The sequence below is a fragment of the Stenotrophomonas sp. YJH_SMC_101-4 genome, assembly GCF_059370395.1.
This window is the reverse complement of the sequence record NZ_JCAFTP010000003.1, coordinates 693,868-715,334: the sequence shown is the minus strand read 5'-3', so window position 1 is coordinate 715,334 and position 21,467 is coordinate 693,868. Positions and strand designations below refer to the sequence as shown.

21 protein-coding genes are annotated in these 21,467 nt (G+C 68.0%); 11 read left to right on the top strand and 10 right to left on the bottom strand.

All coding sequences use genetic code 11. From position 1 onward, the window contains the following. Window positions 1-84: 84 nt before the first annotated feature. Together AC5P8D_RS14140 and rsgA are read right to left on the bottom strand one after the other, a co-directional pair. On the bottom strand, window positions 85-1,338 hold the full coding sequence (locus tag AC5P8D_RS14140) for a flavohemoglobin expression-modulating QEGLA motif protein (RefSeq protein WP_049411678.1): 1,254 nt from the start codon (window positions 1,336-1,338) through the stop codon (window positions 85-87). A gap of 126 nt (window positions 1,339-1,464) precedes the next feature. Beyond that, on the bottom strand, window positions 1,465-2,574 hold the full coding sequence (gene rsgA / locus AC5P8D_RS14135; RefSeq protein ID WP_053443496.1) for a ribosome small subunit-dependent GTPase A: 1,110 nt from the start codon (window positions 2,572-2,574) through the stop codon (window positions 1,465-1,467). A 114-nt stretch (window positions 2,575-2,688) separates the two neighbouring features. Here rsgA and AC5P8D_RS14130 point away from each other — a divergent pair, with 114 nt between their 5' ends. The 3 genes from AC5P8D_RS14130 to AC5P8D_RS14120 are packed head-to-tail and all read left to right on the top strand — an operon-like array spanning window position 2,689 to window position 5,305. Continuing rightward, window positions 2,689-3,963 carry a pyridoxal phosphate-dependent aminotransferase gene (locus AC5P8D_RS14130; RefSeq protein WP_010480840.1) on the top strand — a complete coding sequence of 425 codons (1,275 nt, stop codon included), beginning with the start codon at window positions 2,689-2,691 and terminating at the stop codon, window positions 3,961-3,963. Between the two features lie 3 nt (window positions 3,964-3,966). Continuing rightward, the gene (locus tag AC5P8D_RS14125) at window positions 3,967-4,584 is read left to right on the top strand and encodes an SGNH/GDSL hydrolase family protein (RefSeq protein ID WP_019338543.1); all 618 of its coding nucleotides are present in this window, start codon (window positions 3,967-3,969) and stop codon (window positions 4,582-4,584) included. 4 nt (window positions 4,585-4,588) lie between these two features. After that, entirely contained in the window at window positions 4,589-5,305 is a 717-nt protein-coding gene (locus AC5P8D_RS14120; RefSeq protein ID WP_241873317.1) for a class I SAM-dependent methyltransferase, read from the top strand. A gap of 75 nt (window positions 5,306-5,380) precedes the next feature. Here AC5P8D_RS14120 and AC5P8D_RS14115 read toward each other — a convergent pair whose 3' ends face one another. Then, on the bottom strand, window positions 5,381-6,160 hold the full coding sequence (locus tag AC5P8D_RS14115) for a polysaccharide deacetylase family protein (RefSeq protein WP_241873318.1): 780 nt from the start codon (window positions 6,158-6,160) through the stop codon (window positions 5,381-5,383). A 58-nt stretch (window positions 6,161-6,218) separates the two neighbouring features. On the opposite strand from AC5P8D_RS14115, the gene grxD reads away from it, so the two are divergent. After that, on the top strand, window positions 6,219-7,145 hold the full coding sequence (gene grxD / locus AC5P8D_RS14110; RefSeq protein WP_010480849.1) for a Grx4 family monothiol glutaredoxin: 927 nt from the start codon (window positions 6,219-6,221) through the stop codon (window positions 7,143-7,145). A gap of 77 nt (window positions 7,146-7,222) precedes the next feature. Here the strand turns inward: grxD and AC5P8D_RS14105 are convergent, their stop codons facing one another. After that, on the bottom strand, window positions 7,223-7,762 hold the full coding sequence (locus AC5P8D_RS14105; protein ID WP_019336483.1) for a DUF924 family protein: 540 nt from the start codon (window positions 7,760-7,762) through the stop codon (window positions 7,223-7,225). A 43-nt stretch (window positions 7,763-7,805) separates the two neighbouring features. Then, complete coding sequence (locus tag AC5P8D_RS14100; protein WP_005414446.1) at window positions 7,806-8,582, bottom strand: AMP nucleosidase; 777 nt, start codon at window positions 8,580-8,582, stop codon at window positions 7,806-7,808. A 152-nt stretch (window positions 8,583-8,734) separates the two neighbouring features. Between AC5P8D_RS14100 and AC5P8D_RS14095 the strand changes: the two genes are divergently transcribed. From AC5P8D_RS14095 to AC5P8D_RS14075, 5 genes are all read left to right on the top strand, one after another. Continuing rightward, complete coding sequence (locus tag AC5P8D_RS14095; RefSeq protein ID WP_495203417.1) at window positions 8,735-10,144, top strand: amidohydrolase; 1,410 nt, start codon at window positions 8,735-8,737, stop codon at window positions 10,142-10,144. Next, entirely contained in the window at window positions 10,144-11,427 is a 1,284-nt protein-coding gene (locus tag AC5P8D_RS14090) for an amidohydrolase family protein (RefSeq protein WP_019336481.1), read from the top strand. Before AC5P8D_RS14095 ends, AC5P8D_RS14090 begins: the two co-directional genes overlap by 1 nt. Before the next feature lie 20 nt (window positions 11,428-11,447). Continuing rightward, window positions 11,448-12,080, top strand: coding sequence for a DsbA family protein (locus AC5P8D_RS14085; RefSeq protein WP_099560025.1), 633 nt, complete (start codon window positions 11,448-11,450; stop codon window positions 12,078-12,080). 95 nt (window positions 12,081-12,175) lie between these two features. Continuing rightward, the gene (locus AC5P8D_RS14080) at window positions 12,176-13,117 is read left to right on the top strand and encodes a DegV family protein (protein WP_071305844.1); all 942 of its coding nucleotides are present in this window, start codon (window positions 12,176-12,178) and stop codon (window positions 13,115-13,117) included. 77 nt (window positions 13,118-13,194) lie between these two features. Further along, window positions 13,195-13,533, top strand: coding sequence for a hypothetical protein (locus tag AC5P8D_RS14075; protein ID WP_005414449.1), 339 nt, complete (start codon window positions 13,195-13,197; stop codon window positions 13,531-13,533). Between the two features lie 78 nt (window positions 13,534-13,611). On the opposite strand, the gene AC5P8D_RS14070 is transcribed toward AC5P8D_RS14075, so the two are convergent. The 4 genes from AC5P8D_RS14070 to AC5P8D_RS14055 all read right to left on the bottom strand — a co-directional run bounded on the left by AC5P8D_RS14070 (window position 13,612) and on the right by AC5P8D_RS14055 (window position 18,727). Beyond that, window positions 13,612-15,027 carry an efflux transporter outer membrane subunit gene (locus tag AC5P8D_RS14070; protein ID WP_329760011.1) on the bottom strand — a complete coding sequence of 472 codons (1,416 nt, stop codon included), beginning with the start codon at window positions 15,025-15,027 and terminating at the stop codon, window positions 13,612-13,614. Beyond that, complete coding sequence (locus AC5P8D_RS14065) at window positions 15,024-16,106, bottom strand: HlyD family secretion protein (protein WP_313269473.1); 1,083 nt, start codon at window positions 16,104-16,106, stop codon at window positions 15,024-15,026. The genes AC5P8D_RS14070 and AC5P8D_RS14065 overlap by 4 nt, the downstream gene beginning before the upstream one ends. A 20-nt stretch (window positions 16,107-16,126) precedes the next feature. Then, on the bottom strand, window positions 16,127-17,656 hold the full coding sequence (locus AC5P8D_RS14060; RefSeq protein WP_043400107.1) for an MFS transporter: 1,530 nt from the start codon (window positions 17,654-17,656) through the stop codon (window positions 16,127-16,129). A gap of 153 nt (window positions 17,657-17,809) precedes the next feature. Then, window positions 17,810-18,727, bottom strand: a complete 918-nt coding sequence (locus tag AC5P8D_RS14055) for a LysR family transcriptional regulator (protein WP_049480539.1) — start codon at window positions 18,725-18,727, stop codon at window positions 17,810-17,812. A 141-nt stretch (window positions 18,728-18,868) separates the two neighbouring features. On the opposite strand from AC5P8D_RS14055, the gene AC5P8D_RS14050 reads away from it, so the two are divergent. Then, window positions 18,869-19,315, top strand: coding sequence for a universal stress protein (locus AC5P8D_RS14050; protein ID WP_043400104.1), 447 nt, complete (start codon window positions 18,869-18,871; stop codon window positions 19,313-19,315). Window positions 19,316-19,320: 5 nt separating this feature from the next. Beyond that, entirely contained in the window at window positions 19,321-19,791 is a 471-nt protein-coding gene (locus AC5P8D_RS14045; protein ID WP_049480536.1) for a hypothetical protein, read from the top strand. Between the two features lie 54 nt (window positions 19,792-19,845). On the opposite strand, the gene AC5P8D_RS14040 is transcribed toward AC5P8D_RS14045, so the two are convergent. Next, a complete protein-coding gene (locus AC5P8D_RS14040) occupies window positions 19,846-21,291 on the bottom strand; it encodes a GGDEF domain-containing protein (RefSeq protein ID WP_329766298.1) in 1,446 nt (481 codons plus the stop codon). Between the last annotated feature and the right edge of the window lie 176 nt (window positions 21,292-21,467).

Genomic DNA, 21,467 nt, shown 5'->3' with positions numbered 1-21,467 from the left:
AGGGGCTTTTGCGTGTCCTGACCAGGGTGCCCCGCCTCCTCCCAGCCGATAGCAGGCAGGCGCAGGAGGATCCGCCAACGCATTTCATTCCGGCGCCAGCTGGTCCATCCGTATCCGGTTGGCGAACAGCGAGAACGCCAGCATGCCGGCCAGGCCGTTCGCCCGGCTCACCCAGTGCGGCAGCCAGCGCGGCGGCTTCAGCACACCCGCTTCGAACAGCGGCGCGAACGCGATCGCATCGGCCAGGCTCATCTTGCCGGCGAACAACCAGCGGCAGACCTGCAGGCGGTCCTCGGCCAGCATGTGGCGGAAGAAGGTATGCACCGACACCAGGCCGCGCAGGTACACCGTGTCCTTGGTGAAGGCCAGGCCGCCACTCGGCGGCACCCCACGGAACACGCGCTGTGCCGACGCAAAGCTCTCTTCGGCGTTCTGCCCGGCATCGCAGAAGTAGCGGAACACCTCGATGAAGTCGGCGCCTTCGCGGGCCATCGCGATCGCTTCGGTGCGCAGACTGATGCGCTTCAGGCGCTCGATGTCGATGCTGCCGGTGATCTGTTCGGCGAAGGTAGCCAGCCCTTCCTGGGTGGCCGTCACCCGCGGCGAGGACAACGCCAGGCTGGGCAGCACCGGTTGTTCGCGGCCATTCAAGGCGGTCAGCGAATGCACCAGCGCTTCGTGGTGGAACAGCTGCGCGCGGTCGTAGGCACTGAAGCGCGCACTGGTGCGCAGGCGGATGCGGGTCGGTCCGGCAGCGGCCTTGGACACCAGCTCTGGATCGAGCTGCACCTGGATGATGCGCGATTCGAAGAACGCATCCAGGTCATTCTGCAGCTGCAGCTGCAGGGCAATGGCCGAGACCGGCACCTGCTCTTCCGGCGCCAGCAGTTCGTGATCGAGTTCGGCAGCAATCTGGATGAAATGACGCGCCGCCTCGCGCGTGCTTGGGCCATTGCCCGGCAGTGGCTGCTCGGGGGCGCCGAACAGCTGCACCGAACAGGTATCGACCGCCGCCGTGCCCAGCCCTTCCAGCAGCTGTGCGGCCAGGTCCCAGCTCTGCGCCGACTGGCGCACGTAGTGGCCCAGCGGATGAGTGTCATCGCAGTCGGCGGCGATCGCAGCCAGTGCGCGGCGCTCCTCGCTGAAATCCAGCCTCGGGTAATCCACCTTCGGCAGCACCGGTTGCCCACGTGCCACGCTGTCCAGGAACGGTGCCTGCAGCGTGGCCGGCCAGCTGGTCAGGCCCAGCAGGCGGATGCCCCCCACGGCCTCGACCAGGCGCGCATCGAGCGCTGCATGGTGGGCCACGTCACGGTCCAGCGTCGCGGTCGGTTCCATGGGCGGACTATAGCGCCCTGCTGTGTCCGGCGCAGCGCGCCGCCGCCCGAGCATCGGCTCGGGCGCTACAGGAAATGACTCCGCCGCGGACCCACTGTAGAGCCGAGCCCACGCTCGGCTGCTGTGCTACCGCCGGCGGTTCTTGCTCGCCGGGCGGAACTGCTGGCCCTTGCCCTTCCTGCCACCACGCTCCTGCGCGGTCTCGGCCTGGCGAACAGCCAGCTTGGCGGCGGCGGCGGCCACTTCTTCCTTCAGCTTGAAGTAGTTCAGCAGTCGGCTCTCTTCGATCTCGCCGGCCTCGATCGCGGCACGTACCGCACAGCCCGGTTCCTGCTGGTGCTTGCAGTCGTTGAAACGGCACTGTGCGGCCAACGCTTCGATATCGGCGAAGCCACCTTCCGACAGCGTCTCTTCACCGGTCGGCTTCAACTCGCGCATGCCGGGGGTGTCGATCAGGCAGGCGCCCGTCGGCAGCGGCATCAGCGCGCGATGGGTGGTGGTGTGGCGTCCGCGCGAATCGTTGGCACGCACCGCGTTGGTCTTCATCCGCTGCTCGCCGAGCAGCGTGTTGGTCAACGTGGACTTGCCGGCACCGGACGAGCCCACCAGCACCACGGTGCGGCCCGGGCCCAGCCACGGTTGCAGCACGGCAACGCTGTCGGCATCCAGGCCGTTGATCGCATGCAGCGCGATGCCCTGCATCTCCAGCTCTTCCAGCACCGCCAGCGCATCCTCGCTGTATTCGGTCTGGTCGGCCTTGGTCAGCACCACCACCGGTTCGGCACCGCCACCGCCGACCAGCAGCAGGTAGCGCTCGATGCGGCGCGGATTGAAGTCAGCGTCCAGGCCACAGACGATGAACACCGTATCGATGTTGGCCGCGATCACCTGCTGGTGGTAGTGCTCACCCGCGGCACCACGCTTGATCGCGGTGCGCCGTGGCAGCAGGGCGACGATGCGGATGCCATCGAGCAGCACCCAGTCGCCCACCGCCGGCCGCTCATGGCTAGGGAAGCGCGGGCGCTGCCATTCGGGCAGCGACTCGGCCTTGATCGATGCATCCGGGCCATCGGCCACCACGTAGTGGGTGCGGTGCTGTTCGATCACCCGTGCCGGGCGGGCCTGCGGGTGCGCGGCCATCGCGGCCTGCCAGTCGGCCTGCTGTGGCGGGCCCGGCCAGGGCCAGCCGATGGTCTGCAGGGCGATGAAATCGGGGGTCTGGGTCATCGCCGCCATTCTACCTGTGCCAGCGCCCTGCCAGCCCAGCAGTGACGGGCCCGGAGCCCTTGCCATGCAGTGCAGCAATTCCGGTAGGATGGAAGCCCCATGCCTTTTGACGGCCCAGCTCCCATGTCCACCACCTCGCCCAAGCCCCTGGCCATCCGCGAGCGCCTTTCCGAAGTGCGCTACGAAATCCGCGGAGAACTGGCGCGGCGAGCCCGAGAGCTGGAGGCGCAGGGCCGCAAGCTGATCAAGCTCAACATCGGAAACCCGGGCGCTTTCGGCTTCCGCGCGCCGGAGCACCTGCAACGCGCGATCGCCGACGACATGGGCCGCACCGACCCATACACCCACCAGCAGGGCCTGCCGGTGGCGCGCGAAGCCATCGCCAGCTACTACGCCCGCCGTGGCGCGCCCGATGCGCACCCGGACCGCGTCTTCCTCGGCAACGGCGTCAGCGAGCTGATCGACCTGTCGCTGCGTGCGCTGCTCAACCCGGGCGACGAAGTGCTGGTGCCCTCGCCCGACTACCCGCTGTGGTCGGCTTCGACCATCCTCAACGATGGCCGCCCGGTGTACTACCGCTGCGCGCCGGAGAACGGCTTCCAGCCGGACCCGAGCGAGATCGAGACGCTGGTCTCTTCGCGCACCCGCGCCATCGTGCTGATCAATCCGAACAATCCCAGCGGCGCCAGCTACCCGCGCGAACTGCTGGAGCGCGTGGTGGAAATCGCGCGCCGCCACAACCTGCTGCTGCTGGTCGATGAGATCTACGACCAGATCCTGTACGACGACGCGGTGTTCCAGCCGGTCGCGCCGCTGGCCGGTGATCATCCGTGCCTGACCTTCAGTGGCCTGAGCAAGGTGCACCGCGCCTGCGGCTGGCGTGTGGGCTGGGCCCACCTCAGCGGTGACGATGCCCGCCTGGGCGACTTCCGCGCCGCGCTGGACCTGTTGGGCGCACTGCGCCTGTGCGCCAACGTGCCGGGCCAGTACGCCATCGAGGCGGCGGTGAACGGTCCGGACACCATCTCCGAGCTGTGCACGCCGGGCGGCCGCCTGTATGAAACCCGCCGCGCGGTGATCGAGGCCTGCGAAGCCAGCGAGCACCTGTCACTGGTCGCGCCGGCCGGCGCGCTGTATGCGTTCCCGGCCGTGGTCGGTGCCGCTGCGAAGGGCTTCGACGACCACGATTTCGCGCTGGACCTGATGAACAACGAAGGCGTGCTGGTGGTGCCGGGCTCAAGCTTCAACGTGCCCTACCGCCATCATTTCCGCGTGACCCTGATGCCGGAAGCTTCGGTGATGCGCGATGTGTTCGCCCGCATCGACCGCGTGCTGGCGCGGCGTGCCGAGGATGCGACCAAGGTCGTGCCCCTGAAGCCGCGCCGTTCGGTGGCCTGAGCCGTGGCATTGTCCTACCTGGCGCTGGGCGATTCGTACACCATCGGTGAAGCGGTTGCAGTCGAAGGCCGCTGGCCGCACCAGCTGGCCGCCGCCCTGCGTGCGCAGGGCATCGACCTGTCCAACCCGCAGACCATTGCGACCACCGGCTGGACCACTGACGAGCTCGATGCGGGTATCGACGCGACCGCACCGCAGGGTCCGTTCGATTTCGTCAGCCTGCTGATCGGCGTCAACAACCAGTACCGCGGGCGTCCTCTGGACGAATACCGCAGCCAGTTCCAGGCCCTGCTGCAGCGGGCGATCGGCTTCGCCGGCGGTGATGCCGGCCGCGTGCTGGTGCTGTCCTTCCCCGATTGGGGTGCCACCCCGTTCGGTGCCGGCAGTGGCCGCGACCTGGCCGCGATCGAGATCCAGACCGACGAGTTCAATGCCGCCGCCGAGGTGATCAGTACCCGGCACGGCGTGGCCTTCGTCGACATCACCGACATCAGCCGCGCACAGGGCGAAGACCCGACGATGATTGCCGAGGACGGCCTGCATCCTTCAGCGCGGATGTACGCGCTGTGGAGCGCACGCGCCCTTCCGGTGGCCACGCATCTGCTTGGCGGCACGGACTGAAGCGATGGACGGCACGCCACGGAACGGCCCGCCCCTGCCCTGTACTCCCCTGACGTCCCCGCAGGCGCGCTTGATCGCCGAAGCGTTCCGCCCGGCGCAGGCCTGGGGCAGCCGCCGCGACTACTACTACACCCGTAGCAAGCTCGGCAGCGATCCGCTGTACGACGGCGTGCTGCAGCATCTGCCTGAGGACGGGCAGCCGGTGCTGGACCTCGGCTGCGGGTTGGGCCTGTTCGCCCATGTACTGCGCCAGCGCGGCGGCACCCAACGCTACCTGGGCGTGGATGTGGATGCGGGCAAGATCACCCGCGCGCAACGTGCTGCCGTCGAACTGCATGACGTGCGCTTCGACTGCGTGGATGTGCAGGCGCCACTACCGGCGCAGGCCGGGCACGTCCTGCTGCTGGACGTGCTGCAGTACCTGGACGCGGGCCCGCAGCAGGCACTGCTGCGCGCGGCCAGTGCGCGGGTGGCCCCCGGCGGCTGCCTGCTGCTGCGCACGCCGCTGGCCACCGGCGATGGCCGCGACCGCACCACGCGGGTGGCGGACCGGCTGGCCTGGCTGGTCGGCTGGATGGGCACGCGCCCGCGCCACTACCCCGATCCAGAGGTGCTGCAGACGACGCTTGCCGAAGCGGGATTGCAGGTGACCGCCCCCCGGCCGCTGCATGGGCGTACGCCGTTCAACAGCTGGCTGCTGGTGGCACGCCGGAACCTGTAGCGCCGGGCCATGCCCGGCGAGCGCAGCGGCACCTGTGGCATCCGCCGGGCATGGCCCGGCGCTACCGCATACGTATCAGCCGGTAGGCAGCTGCGCCTTCAAGCCGCGCTCTTCCAACGCCTGCAGCACGCGCTCGATGATCACCAGATTGTGGCCGTGGGCGGCGCCTTCGTGCAGCAGCACGATGGCTCCTGGCCGCAGGTCGGGCAGCAAACGCGCCAGCACGCCCTCCGGCGTGCAGCCGACGCCGTCGTAACCGCGTGCACTCCAGCCCACGCGCACCAGGCCGAGCGCCTTCAACACCGGCGCCACGAACGGGTTGGTCATGCCCACCACCGAGCGATACCAGCGCACCGGATGCCCGCTCAGGGCCTGCAATGCATGCTGGCAGCCTTCGATCTCGGCCCGCATCGCCGCTGGGCCCAGGCGCCAGAAGCGGGCCTGCGGGTGGCTGTGGCTGTGATTGCCGAGGTCGTGGCCACGGCGCAGGATCTCGGCCACCAGTTCCGGCTGCGCCAGCGCACGGTCCCCCACCAGGAAGAAGGTCGCACGCGCCTGGTGGCGGTCCAGGAGGTCGAGCACGGCACGGGTTTCCGGGCCGGGGCCGTCATCGATCGTCAGCCAGACACTGTTGCCAGCGTCCGGCACCCGGCTCAATACCGGCGCGTAGAAACGGCTGTTGGGCAGGAATATCGGCACCATGAACAGCGCGTGGCTGGCCACCATCAGCGGCAGGGCCCAGTGCCAGCCTGCCAGTACCCATACCAGGATCACGGCCAACTGCGACGCCACCAGCCAGGGCAGCCAGCGCCAGGGCCGGGTCGGGATGCGATGCAATGTTCCTGCGTTGCTCATCCCCCATGATGCCATGGGGGTAGAATTGATGATTCGAATTCCCGGAACCCCGACGTCCATGTCCCTCGATCCCGCCCTGCGTTCGCGCATCGAATCCATCCTCAACGCCAACCGCGTCGTGCTGTTCATGAAGGGCCAGCCGTCGATGCCGCAGTGTGGCTTCTCGGCCAAGGCCGTGGGCGCGCTGCAGGACCTCGGTGTCGAGTTCGCCCACGTCAACGTGCTGGCCGACCAGGAAATCCGTGAAGGCATCAAGGCCTACGGCGACTGGCCGACCATCCCGCAGCTGTACATCGACGGCGAACTGGTCGGCGGCAGCGACATCGTGCTGCAGATGGCCGCCAGCGGCGAACTGAGCAGCGTGCTGGGCCTGGCCGCACCGGACCGCACCCCGCCGAGCATCACCGTCACCCCGGCCGCTGTGGAAATGCTCAAGGGCGCGCTGGCCGACGCCCCGGGCGCTGCCCTGCAGCTGACCATCGACGCCGGCTTCCAGCCGAACTTCCAGCTGGCCCCGCATGACGAAGGCGCGATCGCTGCCGAGTCCAATGGCCTGCGCGTGCAGTTCGACCTGTCCAGCGCCCGGCGCGCCAACGGCATCACCATCGACTGGGTGGACGACATCCGCGGCAAGGGCCTGGCCATCGACAACCCGAACGCGCCGAAGCCGGTACAGGAAATCAGCGTGCGTGATGCCGATGACATGGTGCGTGCCGGCAACATCACCCTGGTGGACGTGCGCCCGGCCGACGAGCGTGAGATCGCCGCCGTGGGCGTTCCGTTCAAGACCTTCGACGGCAACGGACGTGCCGAGCTGGAAGCCCTGCCCAAGGACACCGCACTGGCCTTCATGTGCCACCACGGTGGCCGCAGCGCGCAGGCCGCCGAGCAGTTCCGCGCCCTCGGCTTCACCAAGGTGTTCAACGTCACCGGCGGCATCAACGCCTGGTCCGAAGACGTCGACAACGGCGTGCCGAAGTACTGATCGGCACTGAAAAAGGGGACGGAGGGGATTAAGTCGTTTGTGCCATAAACGTCTTAATCCCCTCCGTCCCCATTTTCTTAGCCGGCAAACCCGCCTTCGGCCAGGTAATCCAGCTCTTCCGCCGTGGGCAAGCGACCGAGCACGGCATTGCGATGCGGGAAGCGCCCGAAGCGGCGGATGATGTCGCGGTGCAGTTCGGCGTACTGCAGGTATTCCTTGTCACCCAGCACGTCGAACATCGCCACCGAACGATCCTGGTCCAGCGGATCCTCGGAGTGCTCGAACGGCAGGTAGATGAAGGCGCGCAGCTTCGGCACCAGCTGCAGGTCCAGGCCTTCCTCGATGGCGCGCATGGCGTAATGCCGAGCCAGGCCATCGGTGGCGTAGGAGTGGGCGGTACCGCGGAAGCAGTTGCGCGGGAACTGGTCCAGCAGCAGCATCAGGGCCAGCGCCCCTTCGGCACTGCCCAGCCAATGCTCACGCCCGCGCGAAGCGGCGGCGAAATGCTCATCCAGAAACAACTGGCGGAACTGCGCGTCGAACGCATCATCGCGGGCGAACCACTTTGCAGGGCCCGCCTCGTTCCAGAATTCCACCACTTGCGCGGCAACGTCCATTACCTACTCCCAGGCCCGGACGCCCCGCGCCCGGCCTTCATCATCATTCGTCGAAGCGCAGGTGGCGGACCGACTTGCCGTTGCGCCGGATAAGCTTAAGCGCCTCGATACCGATCTGGATATGGTTTTCCACGAACTGGGAGCTGACCTTGGCATCGGAGGCTTCGGTCTTGACCCCGTCGGGGATCATCGGCTGGTCCGAGACCAGCAGCAGCGCGCCACTGGGGATGTGGTTGGCGAAGCCGGCGGCGAACACCGTGGCCGTTTCCATGTCGATGGCCATGCAGCGCATCGCCCGCAGCCGTTCCTTGAAGGCCTCGTCGTGTTCCCAGACCCGGCGGTTGGTGGTGTAGACCGTGCCGGTCCAGTAGTCGTGGCCGAGGTCGCGGATCATGGTCGAAACCGCACGCTGCAGCGCGAAGGCCGGCAGGGCCGGGACTTCCGGCGGCAGGTAATCGCCCGAGGTACCCTCGCCACGGATCGCAGCGATCGGCAGCACCAGGTCACCCAGCTGGTTCTTGCGCTTGAGGCCACCGCACTTGCCCAGGAACAGCACCGCCTTGGGCATCACCGCCGACAGCAGGTCCATGATGATCGCGGCATTGGGGCTGCCCATGCCGAAGTTGATCATGGTGATGCCATCAATGGTGGCACTGGCCATCGGCCGGTCCAGGCCGATGACCGGCGCGCCGGTCAGCTCGGAGAACGTATGCAGGTAGCCCCCGAAGTTGGTCAGCAGGATGTGCTGGCCGAACTGGTCCAAGGGCACGCCGGTATACCGGGGCAGCCAGTTGTCGACGATTTCCTGCTTGCTCTTCATGGGCGGTCCGGTACGGCGGGGGACCGGGTATTTTCAGCCACCCGGCCGGTGCCGTCGAGCTACCGTCGGCAGGCCTGTGAAGAAGGTCACTTGGCAAGCCCGCCGCCTCCGGGCTAGCGTCGGCGGTTGGACCAGGCTGCAAGGGGAACTGCATGGCATCGACGTTGTTGCGCGCTGGGGTAGCCCTGGCACTGCTTTCATTGAGCACGGCTCCGGCGGTGGGCGCCTCGCGCTTCGTCGCCGATCCCTACTCCAGCACCTACCAGGCCCATCCTGATGCGCCGATACTGATCCAGAACGCCACGGTGCTGACCGGTACCGGCCAGCGCCTGGACAACGCCGACGTGCTGCTGCGCGACGGCCGCATCGTCGCCGTCGGCCGCCAGCTGCAGGCCGATGCCGGTGTCACCCGCATCGATGCGCAGGGCAAGTGGGTCACCCCCGGCCTGATCGACGTGCATTCGCATCTGGGCGTGTACCCCAGCCCCGGCGTCGGCGCGCACAGCGACGGCAACGAGATGACCGCACCGGTCACCGCCAACGTCTGGGCCGAACACTCGGTGTGGCCGCAGGACCCAGGCTTCGCCACGGCACTGGCCGGCGGCGTGACCAGCATGCAGGTGCTGCCGGGCTCGGCCAACCTGGTGGGTGGCCGCGGCGTGACCCTGAAGAACGTCCCGGCCATCACCTACCAGGCGATGAAGTTCCCCGGCGCACCGTGGGGCCTGAAGATGGCCTGCGGCGAGAACCCCAAGCGGGTCTATGGCGAAGGCAAGGGCGTCACACCGGCCACGCGCATGGGCAACGTGGCCGGCTACCGTGCCGCCTTCATCGATGCCGCGGACTACATCGCCAAGAACAAGCCCAAGCCGGCCAAGCGCAAGGGCTGGTTCGGCAGCGACAAGGGCGACAGCGCCGGGGATGCAGGCGGCAAGCGCGATCTCAAGCTGGACACGCTGGCCGGCGCCATCGAAGGCGACATCCGCGTGCACATCCACTGCTACCGCGCCGACGAGATGGCCACCATGCTCGATCTGGCCAAGGAATTCGGCTTCAAGGTGGCCGCTTTCCACCACGGCGTGGAGGCCTACAAGCTGGCCGACCGGCTGGCCGCCGACGGCGTCTGCGGCGCACTCTGGGCCGACTGGTGGGGCTTCAAGATGGAAGCCTTCGACGGCATTCCCGAGAACATCGCGCTGGTCGACCGGCCGAAGAACAGCTGTGCCATCGTCCATTCCGATTCACCCGAAGGCATCCAGCGCCTGAACCAGGAAGCGGCCAAGGTAATGGCGTCCGCGCGCCGCGCGCGCATGCCGGAGATCACGCCCGAGCACGCCATCACCTGGATGACCGCCAACGCCGCCAAGGCGCTGGGCATCGAGGGCCAGACCGGCACCCTGGAGGCCGGCAAGATGGCCGATGTGGTGGTGTGGAACGGCAACCCCTTCAGTTCGTATGCACTGGCTGAGCAGGTCTTCATTGATGGCCGCAGGTTGTACGACCGCAGTGCACCGGCAGCGACGCCGCGTTCTGATTTCCAGCTTGGCCAGGAGGTGCGCTGATGGTGGTGCTCAAGCAGTTGACGCAGTCTGCCGCGAAGGGCAGCCGAGCATGGTTCGGCGCTACTGTCATGGTGCTGGCCTGCATCTCCGCATCCGCACAGGCACAGGACCTGCTGGTGCGCAACGCGACGGTGCATACGGCCAGCGCGCGCGGCAGCCTGCAGAACGCGGACGTGCTGGTGCAGGGCGGCATCATCCGCGCGGTGGGCAACGGCCTGTCAGCGCCTGCCGGCGCCACCGTGATCGAGGCCAATGGCCGCCCCCTGACGCCGGCGCTGTTCGGCGGTATCACCGAAACCGGCATCGAAGAGGTCTCGGGTGAATCGAGCACGGTGGACAGTTCGTTGAAGCTCGGCGAGCAACCACTGCGTCCGGAATTCGACGTCACCCTCGCCTACAACCCGGCCTCGGTGCTGATTCCGGTCACGCGCCTGGAAGGCATCGGCTTCACTGCGTTGGGCGCTGCCACCGGCGGTGGTTTCGTGGCTGGCCAGGGCGGCGTGATGCGGTTGGACGGCAGCGCCGACCCGATCGGCCCGCGCGCCCTGTTCCTGCGCATTGGCGCAGCGGCATCCGAGCTGACCGGGCATTCGCGCGCCGCGCAATGGATGCTGCTGCAGCAGATGGTCGACGAAGCACGCGGACAGGTGGCTGCGGACTCGCCGCATGCGCTGCTGACCCCGGCCGGGCGCCGCACGCTCAGCCGCTATCTGGCCGGCCAAGGCCGCATCGTGGTGGAGGTCGATCGTGCCTCGGACATCCGCCAGCTGCTGCGCTGGGCCGCGCGCGAGAAGGTGAAGATCGCCATCGCTGGTGCCAGCGAAGCGTGGCAGGTGGCGCCGGAGTTGGCCGCCGCACAGGTGCCGGTGTTCGTCGACGTGCTGGCCAACCTGCCGGCCAGCTTCGACCAGATCGGCGCCACCCTGGAAAATGCCGCACGCCTGCAACGCGCCGGCGTGCCGGTGTCGTTCGTGCAGCGCGGCGACGCCACCCACAACGCGCGCAAGATGCGCCAGCTGGCCGGCAACGCGGTGGCCAACGGTTTGCCGTGGGCCGATGGCCTGGCCGGGCTGACCCGGGTGCCGGCGCAGGCGTTCGGGGTGGCCGACCAGATCGGCAGCATCGAGCCTGGAAAACGCGCCGACCTGGTGCTGTGGGAAGGCGACCCGCTGGACGTGGCGCACTATGCCGAGCAGGTCTGGCTGGGCGGCCGTGCGATGCCGATGCGCTCGCGCCAGACCGACCTGCGCGACCGCTACCTGCAGCGCAACGCGCAGCCCTGACCGCACACGAGGACACACCGATGGCGACACTGCGCTGGTACTTCGACTTCGTTTCGCCCTACTCCTACCTGCACTGGCAGAAGCTGAAGCAGCTGCCGCAGTTCGCGCAGATCCAGACCGTGCCGATCGCCTTCGGTGCGGTGCTGCATCACCTGGGCAACCTCGGGCCGGCCGAGATTCCGGCCAAGCGCCGCTTCATCTACCGCCAGCTGCTGTGGACCGCACAGGCCGAGGGCACACCACTGCGGTTCCCGCCCGGCCATCCGTTCAACCCGCTGTCCGCCCTGCGCCTGTGCCTGGCCGCCGGCGCCAGCGTGCAGGCCGTGGACGTGCTGTTCGACTGGATCTGGCGCGACGGCAACGCGGCCGACAGCGCCGAAGCCCTGCGCGAACCCGGCGCACGGCTGGGCATCGAGGATGTCGCATCCGCCATCGCCGACCCGGCGGTGAAGGAGCAGCTGCGGCGCAACACAGAGGCCGCGATCGCGGCCGGCGTGTTCGGGGTACCCACCCTGGCCATCGGCGACGAGCTGTTCTGGGGCAACGACGCGCACCCGCTGATGGCAGCGGTGCTGGCCGATCCGGGCCTGCTGCGGCAGCCCGAATGGCAGCGCTTGGCCAACCTGCCGGTGGCGGTGCAGCGCAGTCGCTGAACAGGGCGTGGCGCGTTTCCCTCGCGCGCCGCGCTGGGATTTGAGATAGATTTCACGTTTCCGAACCTACAACCGCCCTGGAGGGGGAGCCGCGGATGCGCATCGGAATCGTCGTCGACTCGGCCTGCGACCTGCCGCCGGACTTCATCGCCACACACAACATCGTGCTGCTGCCGATCACCGTACGGATCGGCGAAGCCGTGCTGGCCGATCATCGCGATGAGCAGGCCACCCTGAGTTTCCTGCACGCGCATGTGGCCGAACATGGCGCCGAGGCGGAGACCATCCCCTTCAGCGTCAACCAGATCCGCGACCTGTTCCTGCAGCAGCTGGTGATCGATTACGACCACGTGTTCTGCATGACCATCACCAAGACCCGCAGCCCGATCCACGACAACGCACTGCAGGCCAGCTTCGCCATCCTCAACGACTACAAGCCGGTGCGTCAGGCAGCGGGCTACAACTCGCCGTTCGCGCTGCGCGTGCTCGACACCCAGAACCTGTTCGCTGCCCAGGCGGTAACGGCGGTGGAAGCGGTGCGCCTGCGCGACAGCAACGCCAGCGTGCAGCAGATCCGCGAACGATTGGAGGAACTGGCGGGCAACGTGCATGGCTACATGGTTACCCGCGACCTGTACTACATGCGCGCACGTGCGCGGCACAAGGGTGACCGCAGTGTCGGCCTGCTCAGTGCAGCGCTGGGCAGCGCACTGGACATCAAGCCGGTGCTGCATGGCTACCGCGGCGAGACCGGGCCGGTGGCCAAGATCAAGGGCTTCGACAACGCCGTGCAGAAGCTTTTCGCGGTGGTCGGCCAACGTGTGCGTGCCGGGCTGATGACACCGACGGTGTGCGTCAGCTACGGCGGTGAGCTGGACGAGCTGCGCACCCTGCCCGGCTACGCCCAGTTGAAGGAGGTCTGCGCCACCCATGGCGTGGCCGTGTACGAATCGGTGATGAGCCTGACCGGCATGGTCAATGTCGGCAAGGGCGCGGTCACCGTGGGCTTTGCCGATGGGCCACATCGGTTTGAATGAAGGCCAACCGTGGCGGGAATCTGCACATCGATTCCACCAAGACTGTGCCAGCCTTGCCGCACTTCAAGGAGAACTCCATGCCTGCGCAGTACCACATCAGCCTGCCCGATCCCTCCAAGGCCCGCGGCAACGACCCTGACCTGTCCTTCCATTCGCAGGGCGCCGCCGGTTTCGCCGAAGAGCTGCAGGACGCCCTGCGCAGCGGCACGCTGTTCGAGCGCTGGAAGGCCAAGCAGCCCGACCCGGATGCGGTGGAACCGCAGTGGGGCGTGACCGATCCGGATGCCACCGTAACCGGCGAACAGAAGGATCTGCGCATCAACCTGGTGGCGACCACCCGCATCGACAGCGACGTGTTCAAGCAGCGCCTGCGCCTGCTGGCCGGCAGCCATTGGGAACTGCGCGACGTGCGTTGAGGCACCCGCCCGCCGGGCATGGCCCGGCGCTACCGCCGCGATGGGTAGCGCTGGGCCATGCCCGGCGTTTCCATTGCCCTACCAGCCACCGCCCAGCGCGCGGTACAGCTCCACCCGCGCGATTGCCGCCGTAGCCTGGCTGTTGGCCAGTGCGGCCTGGTTGTCCAGTGCGATGCGCTGGGTGGTCAGCACGTCCAGCATGTCGACCACGCCGGCCTGGTACTGCCGGCGCGCCGCACCGAGCGCGGTCTCGGTTTCGTCCACCGCCACGTGCAGCTGCACGGTGCGCTGCTGTTCGGCGGCGTAGCCATCGATGGCGTCGTCCACTTCATGCCAGGCCTGCAGCACCGTGCGCTGGAACTGCAGCGACGACTGTTGCTGCTGCAGCTTGCTCAACGCGAGGTTGGCCTTGAGCCTGCCGCCCTGGAAGATCGGCAGGCTGATCGACGGCCCGATGCTGAAACGGTGTGCGTTCCAGCCATCCAGATCATCCAGCTGCTTGGCCTGGAAGCCAGCGTCGCCATTCAAGGTGATACGCGGCAGGAAACTGGCCTTGGCCACGCCGATGCCGGCCGTTGCGGCATGCAACGCCGCTTCGGCGCGACGGATGTCAGGGCGACGCTCGGCCAGTTCGCTGGGCAGCCCCACCGCCACGGCCGGCAGTGCGGGCCAGTCACGGCATGCATTCTGCAGCTGCGCATCCAGTGCCTGCGGAGGCTGCGCCAGCAGGAACGCCAGTGCATTGCGCAGCTGCGATTCACGATGCCGCAGCGGCGCGATGCGTGCCTGCAGCGATGCCACCTGCGCGGACGCGCTGGACACCTGCAGCGTGCTGGCCACGCCCTGGCGTTGGCGTGCTTCGGTCAGGCGCTTGATGTCGTGGGCGATGCCGAGGTTGTCCTCGGTGATCGCCAGCAGCTGCCGCGTCGCGCGCAGCTGCAGATAATCACGCGCGGTTTCCGCCAGCAGCGCGATGCGCACTGCGTGTGCATCCTCCTCGGCCATCTGCACGCGTGCATCGGCGGCTTCCACCTGGCGGCGCACCCGTCCCCACAGATCCAGTTCCCAGCTCAGGCCGATGCCGGCCTGGAACAGCCCATAGTCATCACGACCGCCGTTGCCGGACGGATCGTTCAAGCCCACCTCGCTGTTGCGTGCGCGTGCGCCGCTGGCGGTTGCGCTGACGCTGGGCAGACGGTTGGCGGCGCTGATGCCACGCGCGGCGCGGCTCTGCTGCACGCGGTTGGCCGCCAGCTGCAGGTCCAGGTTGGCCTCCAGCACCTGGCTGGCCAGCTGTCCGAGCAGTGGGTCGTCGAAGCCGGCCCACCAGGCGGCGTCCTGATCGATCGCGTTGCCCGCGACGGCCTCGCCCCGCCAGTGACTGGGCAGTTCCGCCTGAGGACGTACGAAGTCCGGACCCATCGTGCAGGCAGCCAGGGCCGTGCACAGGCTGGCCGCAACGAAGGTGCTGCGGAACAAGGCAACTGCGCTCATGCGCCCTCCCCGGCCGCATGGCCCGGACTGTGCTTCACGCTCTGCGCGCGCGCGCGGCTGCCCAGGTCGACACTGGCTTCCACCGACATGCCGGCACGCAGCTGGTCCAGCAGCGGCTGGCCCGGCTCCAGCACGATCTTCACCGGAATACGCTGCACCACCTTGGTGAAGTTGCCGGTGGCATTCTCCGGTGCGACAGCGGCGAAGGTGACGCCGGTGGCCGGCGCGATGCTGTCGATGTGCCCGCGCAGTGGCTTGCCCGGGAACACGTCCACCTTCAGTTCGACCTGCTGGCCGGACTGCATGCGGGTCATCTGTGTTTCCTGGAAGTTGGCGACCACGAAGGCACGCTTCAGCGGCACCACCGCGGCCACCGGTGTACCCGGGGTCAGGTAGGCACCTACGCGCACTGCTCGACGACCGACCACGCCGTCGATCGGTGCACGCAGCACGGTGTGCGACAGATCCAGTTCTGCGCGGGCCTGCGCCGCTTCCGCGCGTTGCACCGCGGCCTGCGCAGCCTGCACACCGGCGGTCAGGATGTCGGTGCGCTGGCGCGCGGTCGACAGCGCCGCCTGGCCCTGCTGCAGGTGGGCACTGGCCACGGCCTGCTTCGACTGCGCCTGCTGCGCGTTCTGCACGGTTCCGGCGCCGTCACGGGCCAGTTCGCGGTAGCGCTGCTGGTCGGCACTGGCGAGGGTCAGTTCGGAACGGCTGACATCCACACTGGCCCTGGCCTGCGCGATCAGCGAATCCTGCTGGACCAGTGCGGCCTGTGCGTTGGCGAGCTGTGCGCGGGCATTGGCAAGGTCGGCACGGGCCGCCTGCAGGGCGACCTGGTAGTCACGGTCGTCGATGCGGGCCAGCACGTCGCCGGCCTTCACCGACTGGTTGTCCTCCACCTCCACGGCACTGACGAAGCCGGGAATTTTCGGAGCCACCAGGGTGTAGTCGGCCACCACGTACGCATTGTTGGTGCTCTGGTGGCCAGAGTCGCGCAGCAGCAGCCAGGCGCCGATGGCCAGGGCCAGTACGCCCAGGCCCAGGCCGGTGTGGAGAGTGGTTCGATTGATCGTCATGAGGGGTTCCTGCGAAAGGTTCAGGCCACGGCACGTGGCGGGTGGATGCGGGTGGGCATCCAGGCAATGAGGGGAATGAAGGCCAGCGCCACCAGCGCGACCACCCAGTAAAGGTCGGCCGAGGTCAGCGCCTGCACCTGTGCATGCAGGCGCGCGCCGAGCTGCGGGCCATCGGCCAGCCACGGTTGCTCGCCCAGGCGGTCGACCAGCACGGTGGAATGGAAATGACGGCGGCCCTGGGCGACGGCATCCAGTACGCCGCTGGCAAGCACCGCGGCGAAACCCTTGACCGTGTTGAACCACGCCGAGGCGAAGGGGCCGTCCTGCGGCGCAAGGCCACCGGTGGCCAGCATCAGCAGCGGCAGCACTGCCATGGGTTGTGCGAACACCTGCAGCAGCTGCACCCACAGGAAGTTGTCACGGATCCAGGCCACGTCCAGGTGCGAGCCCAGCCAGCAGGCCAGGGCCAGCATCGCCAGGCCGGTGGCCTGCACCCAGCGGCAATCCACCGCGCGGATGTTCAACAGGGCCGCCACCAGCGGCAGCGCGATCACCTGGGGCAGCGCCACCCACAGCAGCATCGGTGCGGTCTGCAGCGGCCGGTAACCCTGCACGCTGGCCAGGAACCCTGACGGGATCGAGATCACCGCCAGCAGCACGAACAGCACGCCGCCCAGCGTCACCAGCGAGTAGCTGAGATTGCGGTTGGCCAGCAGTTGCAGCTTGAAGAACGGCAAGGGGTGGAACCATTCATTGATCATGAACAGCACCATCAGGCCGGCGCCCCCCCCGATCATCAGCGTGATCATCGGCGAGTCGAACCAGTTCAGGCGCGGGCCCTGCACCAGGCCCAGCACCAGCAGCACCAGCGCTGGCAGGCCCAGCAGCAGGCCGACCGTATCGAACTGGGCGAAGCGTTCCAGCCTCAGCGGGTCCTGTGGCAGACCCCAGCTGACCATCGCCATGGCGGCCAGGCAGTACGGCACGATCTGCCAGAACGCCCAGTGCCAGCCCACCTGCTCGACCCAGAACGCGGCCAGCGGCGTGCCCATGCTCGGGCCGAACGTCGCCGTCAGAGCGTAGCCGGCCAGGCCGTACAGCTTGATGCCCGGCGGCAGGAAGCGCAGCGCCACGCTCATCAGCAACGGCGGCAGTGCACCACCGCACAGGCCCTGCAATGCACGCAGCAGCAGGAACACCTGCAGGTTCGGGGCGAGCGGGCACAGCACGCCCAGCACCATGAAGCCACCGATCATCGCCAGCGCGAAACGACGCAGCGAGAAGGTGGCGGCACACCACGGCGCAAAGGCCATTGCGCTGACCGACATCGCGCTGTAGAGGGCGACGATCCAGCTGCCGTCATCGACGCTGAAACCCATCGCGCCACGGATGTCGGCCAATGCGACCTTGGTGATGTTCTCGTTGAAGCCCGACACCAGCACCGCCAGCAGCACGCCACACAGGCCGACCAGAATGCGGCGATCGAGCCCGGGGGCGGCGGCAGGACGGGGCGCTGCGGCGGCCGGGACAGCGGCGGCCGGCGTACTCATCGCCGGGCACCGATCCGTGCAGTGCACGGCATGTTGGGGGTCATTGGAATGCGCTCAGTGAAACTCCGGGGAGCGCAGTCTAGGGAGCCGGTACCCTGTAAAAAATGGCGTCGCCGGCATCCCAGGCGTGCGCCGGGCGCACGCATGCAGATGTCAGCGCGAGGCCTCCCCTGCGCTTTCGCACATGGTCTTGATCGAGCGCCGCAGCCACTGGTGCGCGGCGTCGTTGTCCAGGCGCGGATGCCAGGCCTGCACGATGGCCGCGGTCCGCACCGGAATCGGCAGCGGGAACAGGCGCAACGGCAGGCGCATGTTGACGATCCGCTCCAGCATCACGCTTGGCATCTGCGGCAGGATCAGGTCCGATTCGGCCGCCGCGAAGATCGCACCGTGGAAGGTCGGGCTGATCAGCGCCACGCGACGCTGCAGGCCGAGCGTGGCCAGGTCATCATCGATCGGCCCACGTGGCAGGCCACGGCGCGACACCGCGATGTGGTCGCACGCGGCAAAGCGCTCGGCACTGATCTCCTCGTCGAACAGTGGATGGTCTTCGCGCGCTGCGCCCATGAACGAGGTACTGAACAGGTTCTGCACCTTGGTATCGGGCGCATGCTTGCCGGCCGTGCTGATGTACAGGTCGATCCGGCCCTGTGCCATCGCATCGTCGTCGGTATCGCCCTCGGGCACGAAGCGCAGCACTGCGCGCGGCGCCTGCTGGCGGAACAGCTCGCGCAGGCGTCCGCCGAAACCACCGACGAACACATCATTGGCACGCACGCTGAAGGTTCGCTCGAGCACGCGCATGTCTACTTCGCGACCGGCGTTGAAGACGCGGTGGGCCTGCTCGATCACATCGCGGACCTGCTCGCGCAGCTGCAGGGCGCGGGGTGTGGGCGCCAGACCGCGGCCTGCACGCACCAGCACCGGGTCGCCCAGCGCAGTGCGGATCCGGCCCAGGGTGCGGCTCATTGCCGGCGCGCTCAGGTTCATCCGGCGCGCGGCGGCGGCCACGCTGCATTCGTCAATCAGCACGTCCAGTGCCAGCAACAGGTTCAGGTCCGGCAGGGCCATGACAGTCTCCGGTAAATCAGATGACTCTACGGCACTTGCAACCACCATGGATTGCGTTCTACGCATTCATTGACTGCCGCGCACGGCATGGGTGCGCGCGATGACATCGGCGACCATCCCCGGCCTGCAAAGGAGACATCCATGTTCAATACCCTGCTGGTCGCCCTGGACGGTGGCCCCCAGCACGCGCGCGTGCTGGACCTGGCCGCGGCCATTGCCGGCCCCCGCAGCCGCCTGCACCTGCTGTGCGTGCTCGACCCCGAATTCGCGCTGGCGGCCGATGCCAGCGAAGCCGACCGTATCGAGTACCCGGAAGCCGCCCGCCAGCGCTCCCGCGCCGAGGCGGTGCTGGCCGAAGCCCTGGCCGAGCTGCGCGAGCGCGGCGTCGATGCCATCGCGCAGATCCCCTCCGGCGACCCCGGCGAAGTCATCAGCGACCAGGCCAGGCGCCTGAAGTGCGACCTGATCGTGATCGGCCACCGCCACCTGTCCCGGCTGGAGCGCCTGTTCGAACCCTCGATCGGGCAATGGACCATCGATCACGCCCCCTGCCCCGTGCTGGTGGAAACCCGCGACCCACAACCCTAGCTGCCATGGCCTCCCGTTCCCCCTTGTTTCCCACCCGGGTCAGCTACCGTGCCTTCGGCCGCCAGTTCGGCCGTGGCGAGCAGGCGCTGCTGGCGGCGATACGCCAGCTGCGTGACCCCGATCTCGTAGCCGATGGACTCGCACAGCTGCGCGGCCTCGGCCTTGATCCTGAAGGCTGCGACGCGTTCATCAACCTGCTGCCGCTGCTGGCCGCGCCGACGGCACCGATCGACCTGTTGCCCGCCGGCTCTCCGTTCATTGCCGCCAGCGAACTGGACCTGCTGGTCTGCCTGCTGCGCATCGCACAATGGCGGCATGCGCGCCCGCGCGAAGACGACACGCTGGCACCGTTGCGCCAGCAGCTGGCGCGCTGTGCGATAGCCGTGCAGGCGGCAAAACTGCCGTTGCGACAGCGCTCGTTGTCACCGGTCGGGCTGAGGCTGCTCGATCCCACCGGCTGGCTGCGGCAGCGATGACCCGGCCGCGCCGACCGTGCGCAATCGCGCACAGGGAGCGGCTACCTGGCGCGCTCAGCAATCCATCCTGCCGTGCGCACTGCCTTCGTCGTCGAGCACGTGCGCATGCAGGATCACCTGGTTGCGACCGGCGCGCTTGGCGGCATACAGGCCGGCATCGGCGTCCGCCAGCAACTGATCGGCACTGGCCAGGGCCGGCGGATGCAGGTAGCCCACTCCGATGCTGATACTGACCGACCCTTCCGGCAGTGGCAGCGCTGCCACCGCCTCGCGCAGGCGCTCGGCCAGCGCCAGCACGCCCGAGAGCGGGCTTCCCGGCACGATCACGGCGAATTCCTCGCCGCCATAGCGAGCAACGCTGTCACCACCGCGACCGGCTATGGTCTTCAGCACCCCGGCCACCGCCTGCAGGCAACGATCACCAGCCGGATGGCCGTGCTGGTCGTTGAAGGCCTTGAAGTGGTCGATATCCACCAGCAGCAGGCCCAGCTCGGTGCCGCTGCGCCGTGCGCGATTCCACTCGGACATCAGCCGTGCGTCGAATTCGCGACGGTTGGCCACGCCGGTCAGGCCATCCTGCCGCGCAAGTTGATCCAGTGCTGCCTGGCGTTCCAGAAGATCCGCCTGGAGCAACACGCTGCGCAGGCCGAAACCAAGGGTAGCTACGACGAAGCCCGCGACCGCCAACGGCCGCGCATGATCGACCACCAACGTGCCGACCACCAGCAGCAGCAATGGCAGGATGATCGGGCCGGCGGCCTGCACCGTCCGCGCCAGCCTCGGGTGTGCCGTGGTGCCTGTGTCCGGCGCCGTGTCCAGCGCCAAGCAGGCAATCAGCAGAAAAGGTACGTCGATCAGCAGATCGTTGAACGCACCGAATGCATCATCGGATGTGTAATGGTTGATGTAGTAGGCCACCAGCAGATAGGCCAGAGCGTACAGCGCCAGTGCGCGGAAGAATCTACGCCGTTCGGGCACGTCGCCGGCCAGCCATCGCACCACGGCGAACCCGGCGATACACAGATTCTGGATGTCGAACATGCGCTGCATGTTGGACATCGCATGGGCGTCGACCTCGACACGGGCGGCAAACGATGCGGTGTGCACGAAGAACAGCACCCCCAGCAACGCCGCCATCGCCGCGTCGATCAGGCTGATGCTCAAGCGCTCGCGGCGTGCCCGGGCCAGGATGAACACCAGCGGCACGCCATACAGCACGTACAACAACAGGCTGACGCGCGGGGTGAAGTCAGCCCGGCCGGCGCCCAGCGCATCCACCATGTTGAACGTCATGCCGCCGGCCCACAGCAGCAGTGCCATCGCGGTAGCACGCCAGCCCAGAGCGGCGCGGTCACGTTGCGCCCGCACCAGGCACGCGGCAGCGGCCAGCAGCGGCGCACCGGTCAGGAATACGAAAGAGCCTACGCCCGCCGGGCTCGGCCAGAACGCCACGACCAGCCCATGGCAAAGCACGTACAGCATCGCCAGCACTACCGGCATGCATCCCCCCGATCCGCAAGGCCGTATGGCCGCACCATAGCGCGCCTGCACGCCACAGCGGCGTGATCCACTGCGGCAAAACGACACTCCGCGTGCACCACCAGGGTAGTGCCGGCTGCTGCCGGCAATCCCAGGGAATCACAGGGCGGCAGGTAGCCGGCCAGCAGCCGGCACCA

What these genes read in the sequence shown, in the direction of transcription:
- AC5P8D_RS14140 (WP_049411678.1), bottom strand. Translation starts at nt 1,338, where the DNA reads ATGGAACCGACCGCGACGCTGGACCGTGACGTGGCCCACCATGCAGCG.
- rsgA (WP_053443496.1), bottom strand. Translation starts at nt 2,574, where the DNA reads ATGGCGGCGATGACCCAGACCCCCGATTTCATCGCCCTGCAGACCATC.
- AC5P8D_RS14130 (WP_010480840.1), top strand. Translation starts at nt 2,689, where the DNA reads ATGTCCACCACCTCGCCCAAGCCCCTGGCCATCCGCGAGCGCCTTTCC.
- AC5P8D_RS14120 (WP_241873317.1), top strand. Translation starts at nt 4,589, where the DNA reads ATGGACGGCACGCCACGGAACGGCCCGCCCCTGCCCTGTACTCCCCTG.
- AC5P8D_RS14115 (WP_241873318.1), bottom strand. Translation starts at nt 6,160, where the DNA reads ATGAGCAACGCAGGAACATTGCATCGCATCCCGACCCGGCCCTGGCGC.
- grxD (WP_010480849.1), top strand. Translation starts at nt 6,219, where the DNA reads ATGTCCCTCGATCCCGCCCTGCGTTCGCGCATCGAATCCATCCTCAAC.
- AC5P8D_RS14105 (WP_019336483.1), bottom strand. Translation starts at nt 7,762, where the DNA reads ATGGACGTTGCCGCGCAAGTGGTGGAATTCTGGAACGAGGCGGGCCCT.
- AC5P8D_RS14100 (WP_005414446.1), bottom strand. Translation starts at nt 8,582, where the DNA reads ATGAAGAGCAAGCAGGAAATCGTCGACAACTGGCTGCCCCGGTATACC.
- AC5P8D_RS14095 (WP_495203417.1), top strand. Translation starts at nt 8,735, where the DNA reads ATGGCATCGACGTTGTTGCGCGCTGGGGTAGCCCTGGCACTGCTTTCA.
- AC5P8D_RS14090 (WP_019336481.1), top strand. Translation starts at nt 10,144, where the DNA reads ATGGTGGTGCTCAAGCAGTTGACGCAGTCTGCCGCGAAGGGCAGCCGA.
- AC5P8D_RS14085 (WP_099560025.1), top strand. Translation starts at nt 11,448, where the DNA reads ATGGCGACACTGCGCTGGTACTTCGACTTCGTTTCGCCCTACTCCTAC.
- AC5P8D_RS14080 (WP_071305844.1), top strand. Translation starts at nt 12,176, where the DNA reads ATGCGCATCGGAATCGTCGTCGACTCGGCCTGCGACCTGCCGCCGGAC.
- AC5P8D_RS14075 (WP_005414449.1), top strand. Translation starts at nt 13,195, where the DNA reads ATGCCTGCGCAGTACCACATCAGCCTGCCCGATCCCTCCAAGGCCCGC.
- AC5P8D_RS14070 (WP_329760011.1), bottom strand. Translation starts at nt 15,027, where the DNA reads ATGAGCGCAGTTGCCTTGTTCCGCAGCACCTTCGTTGCGGCCAGCCTG.
- AC5P8D_RS14065 (WP_313269473.1), bottom strand. Translation starts at nt 16,106, where the DNA reads ATGACGATCAATCGAACCACTCTCCACACCGGCCTGGGCCTGGGCGTA.
- AC5P8D_RS14060 (WP_043400107.1), bottom strand. Translation starts at nt 17,656, where the DNA reads ATGAGTACGCCGGCCGCCGCTGTCCCGGCCGCCGCAGCGCCCCGTCCT.
- AC5P8D_RS14055 (WP_049480539.1), bottom strand. Translation starts at nt 18,727, where the DNA reads ATGGCCCTGCCGGACCTGAACCTGTTGCTGGCACTGGACGTGCTGATT.
- AC5P8D_RS14050 (WP_043400104.1), top strand. Translation starts at nt 18,869, where the DNA reads ATGTTCAATACCCTGCTGGTCGCCCTGGACGGTGGCCCCCAGCACGCG.
- AC5P8D_RS14045 (WP_049480536.1), top strand. Translation starts at nt 19,321, where the DNA reads ATGGCCTCCCGTTCCCCCTTGTTTCCCACCCGGGTCAGCTACCGTGCC.
- AC5P8D_RS14040 (WP_329766298.1), bottom strand. Translation starts at nt 21,291, where the DNA reads ATGCCGGTAGTGCTGGCGATGCTGTACGTGCTTTGCCATGGGCTGGTC.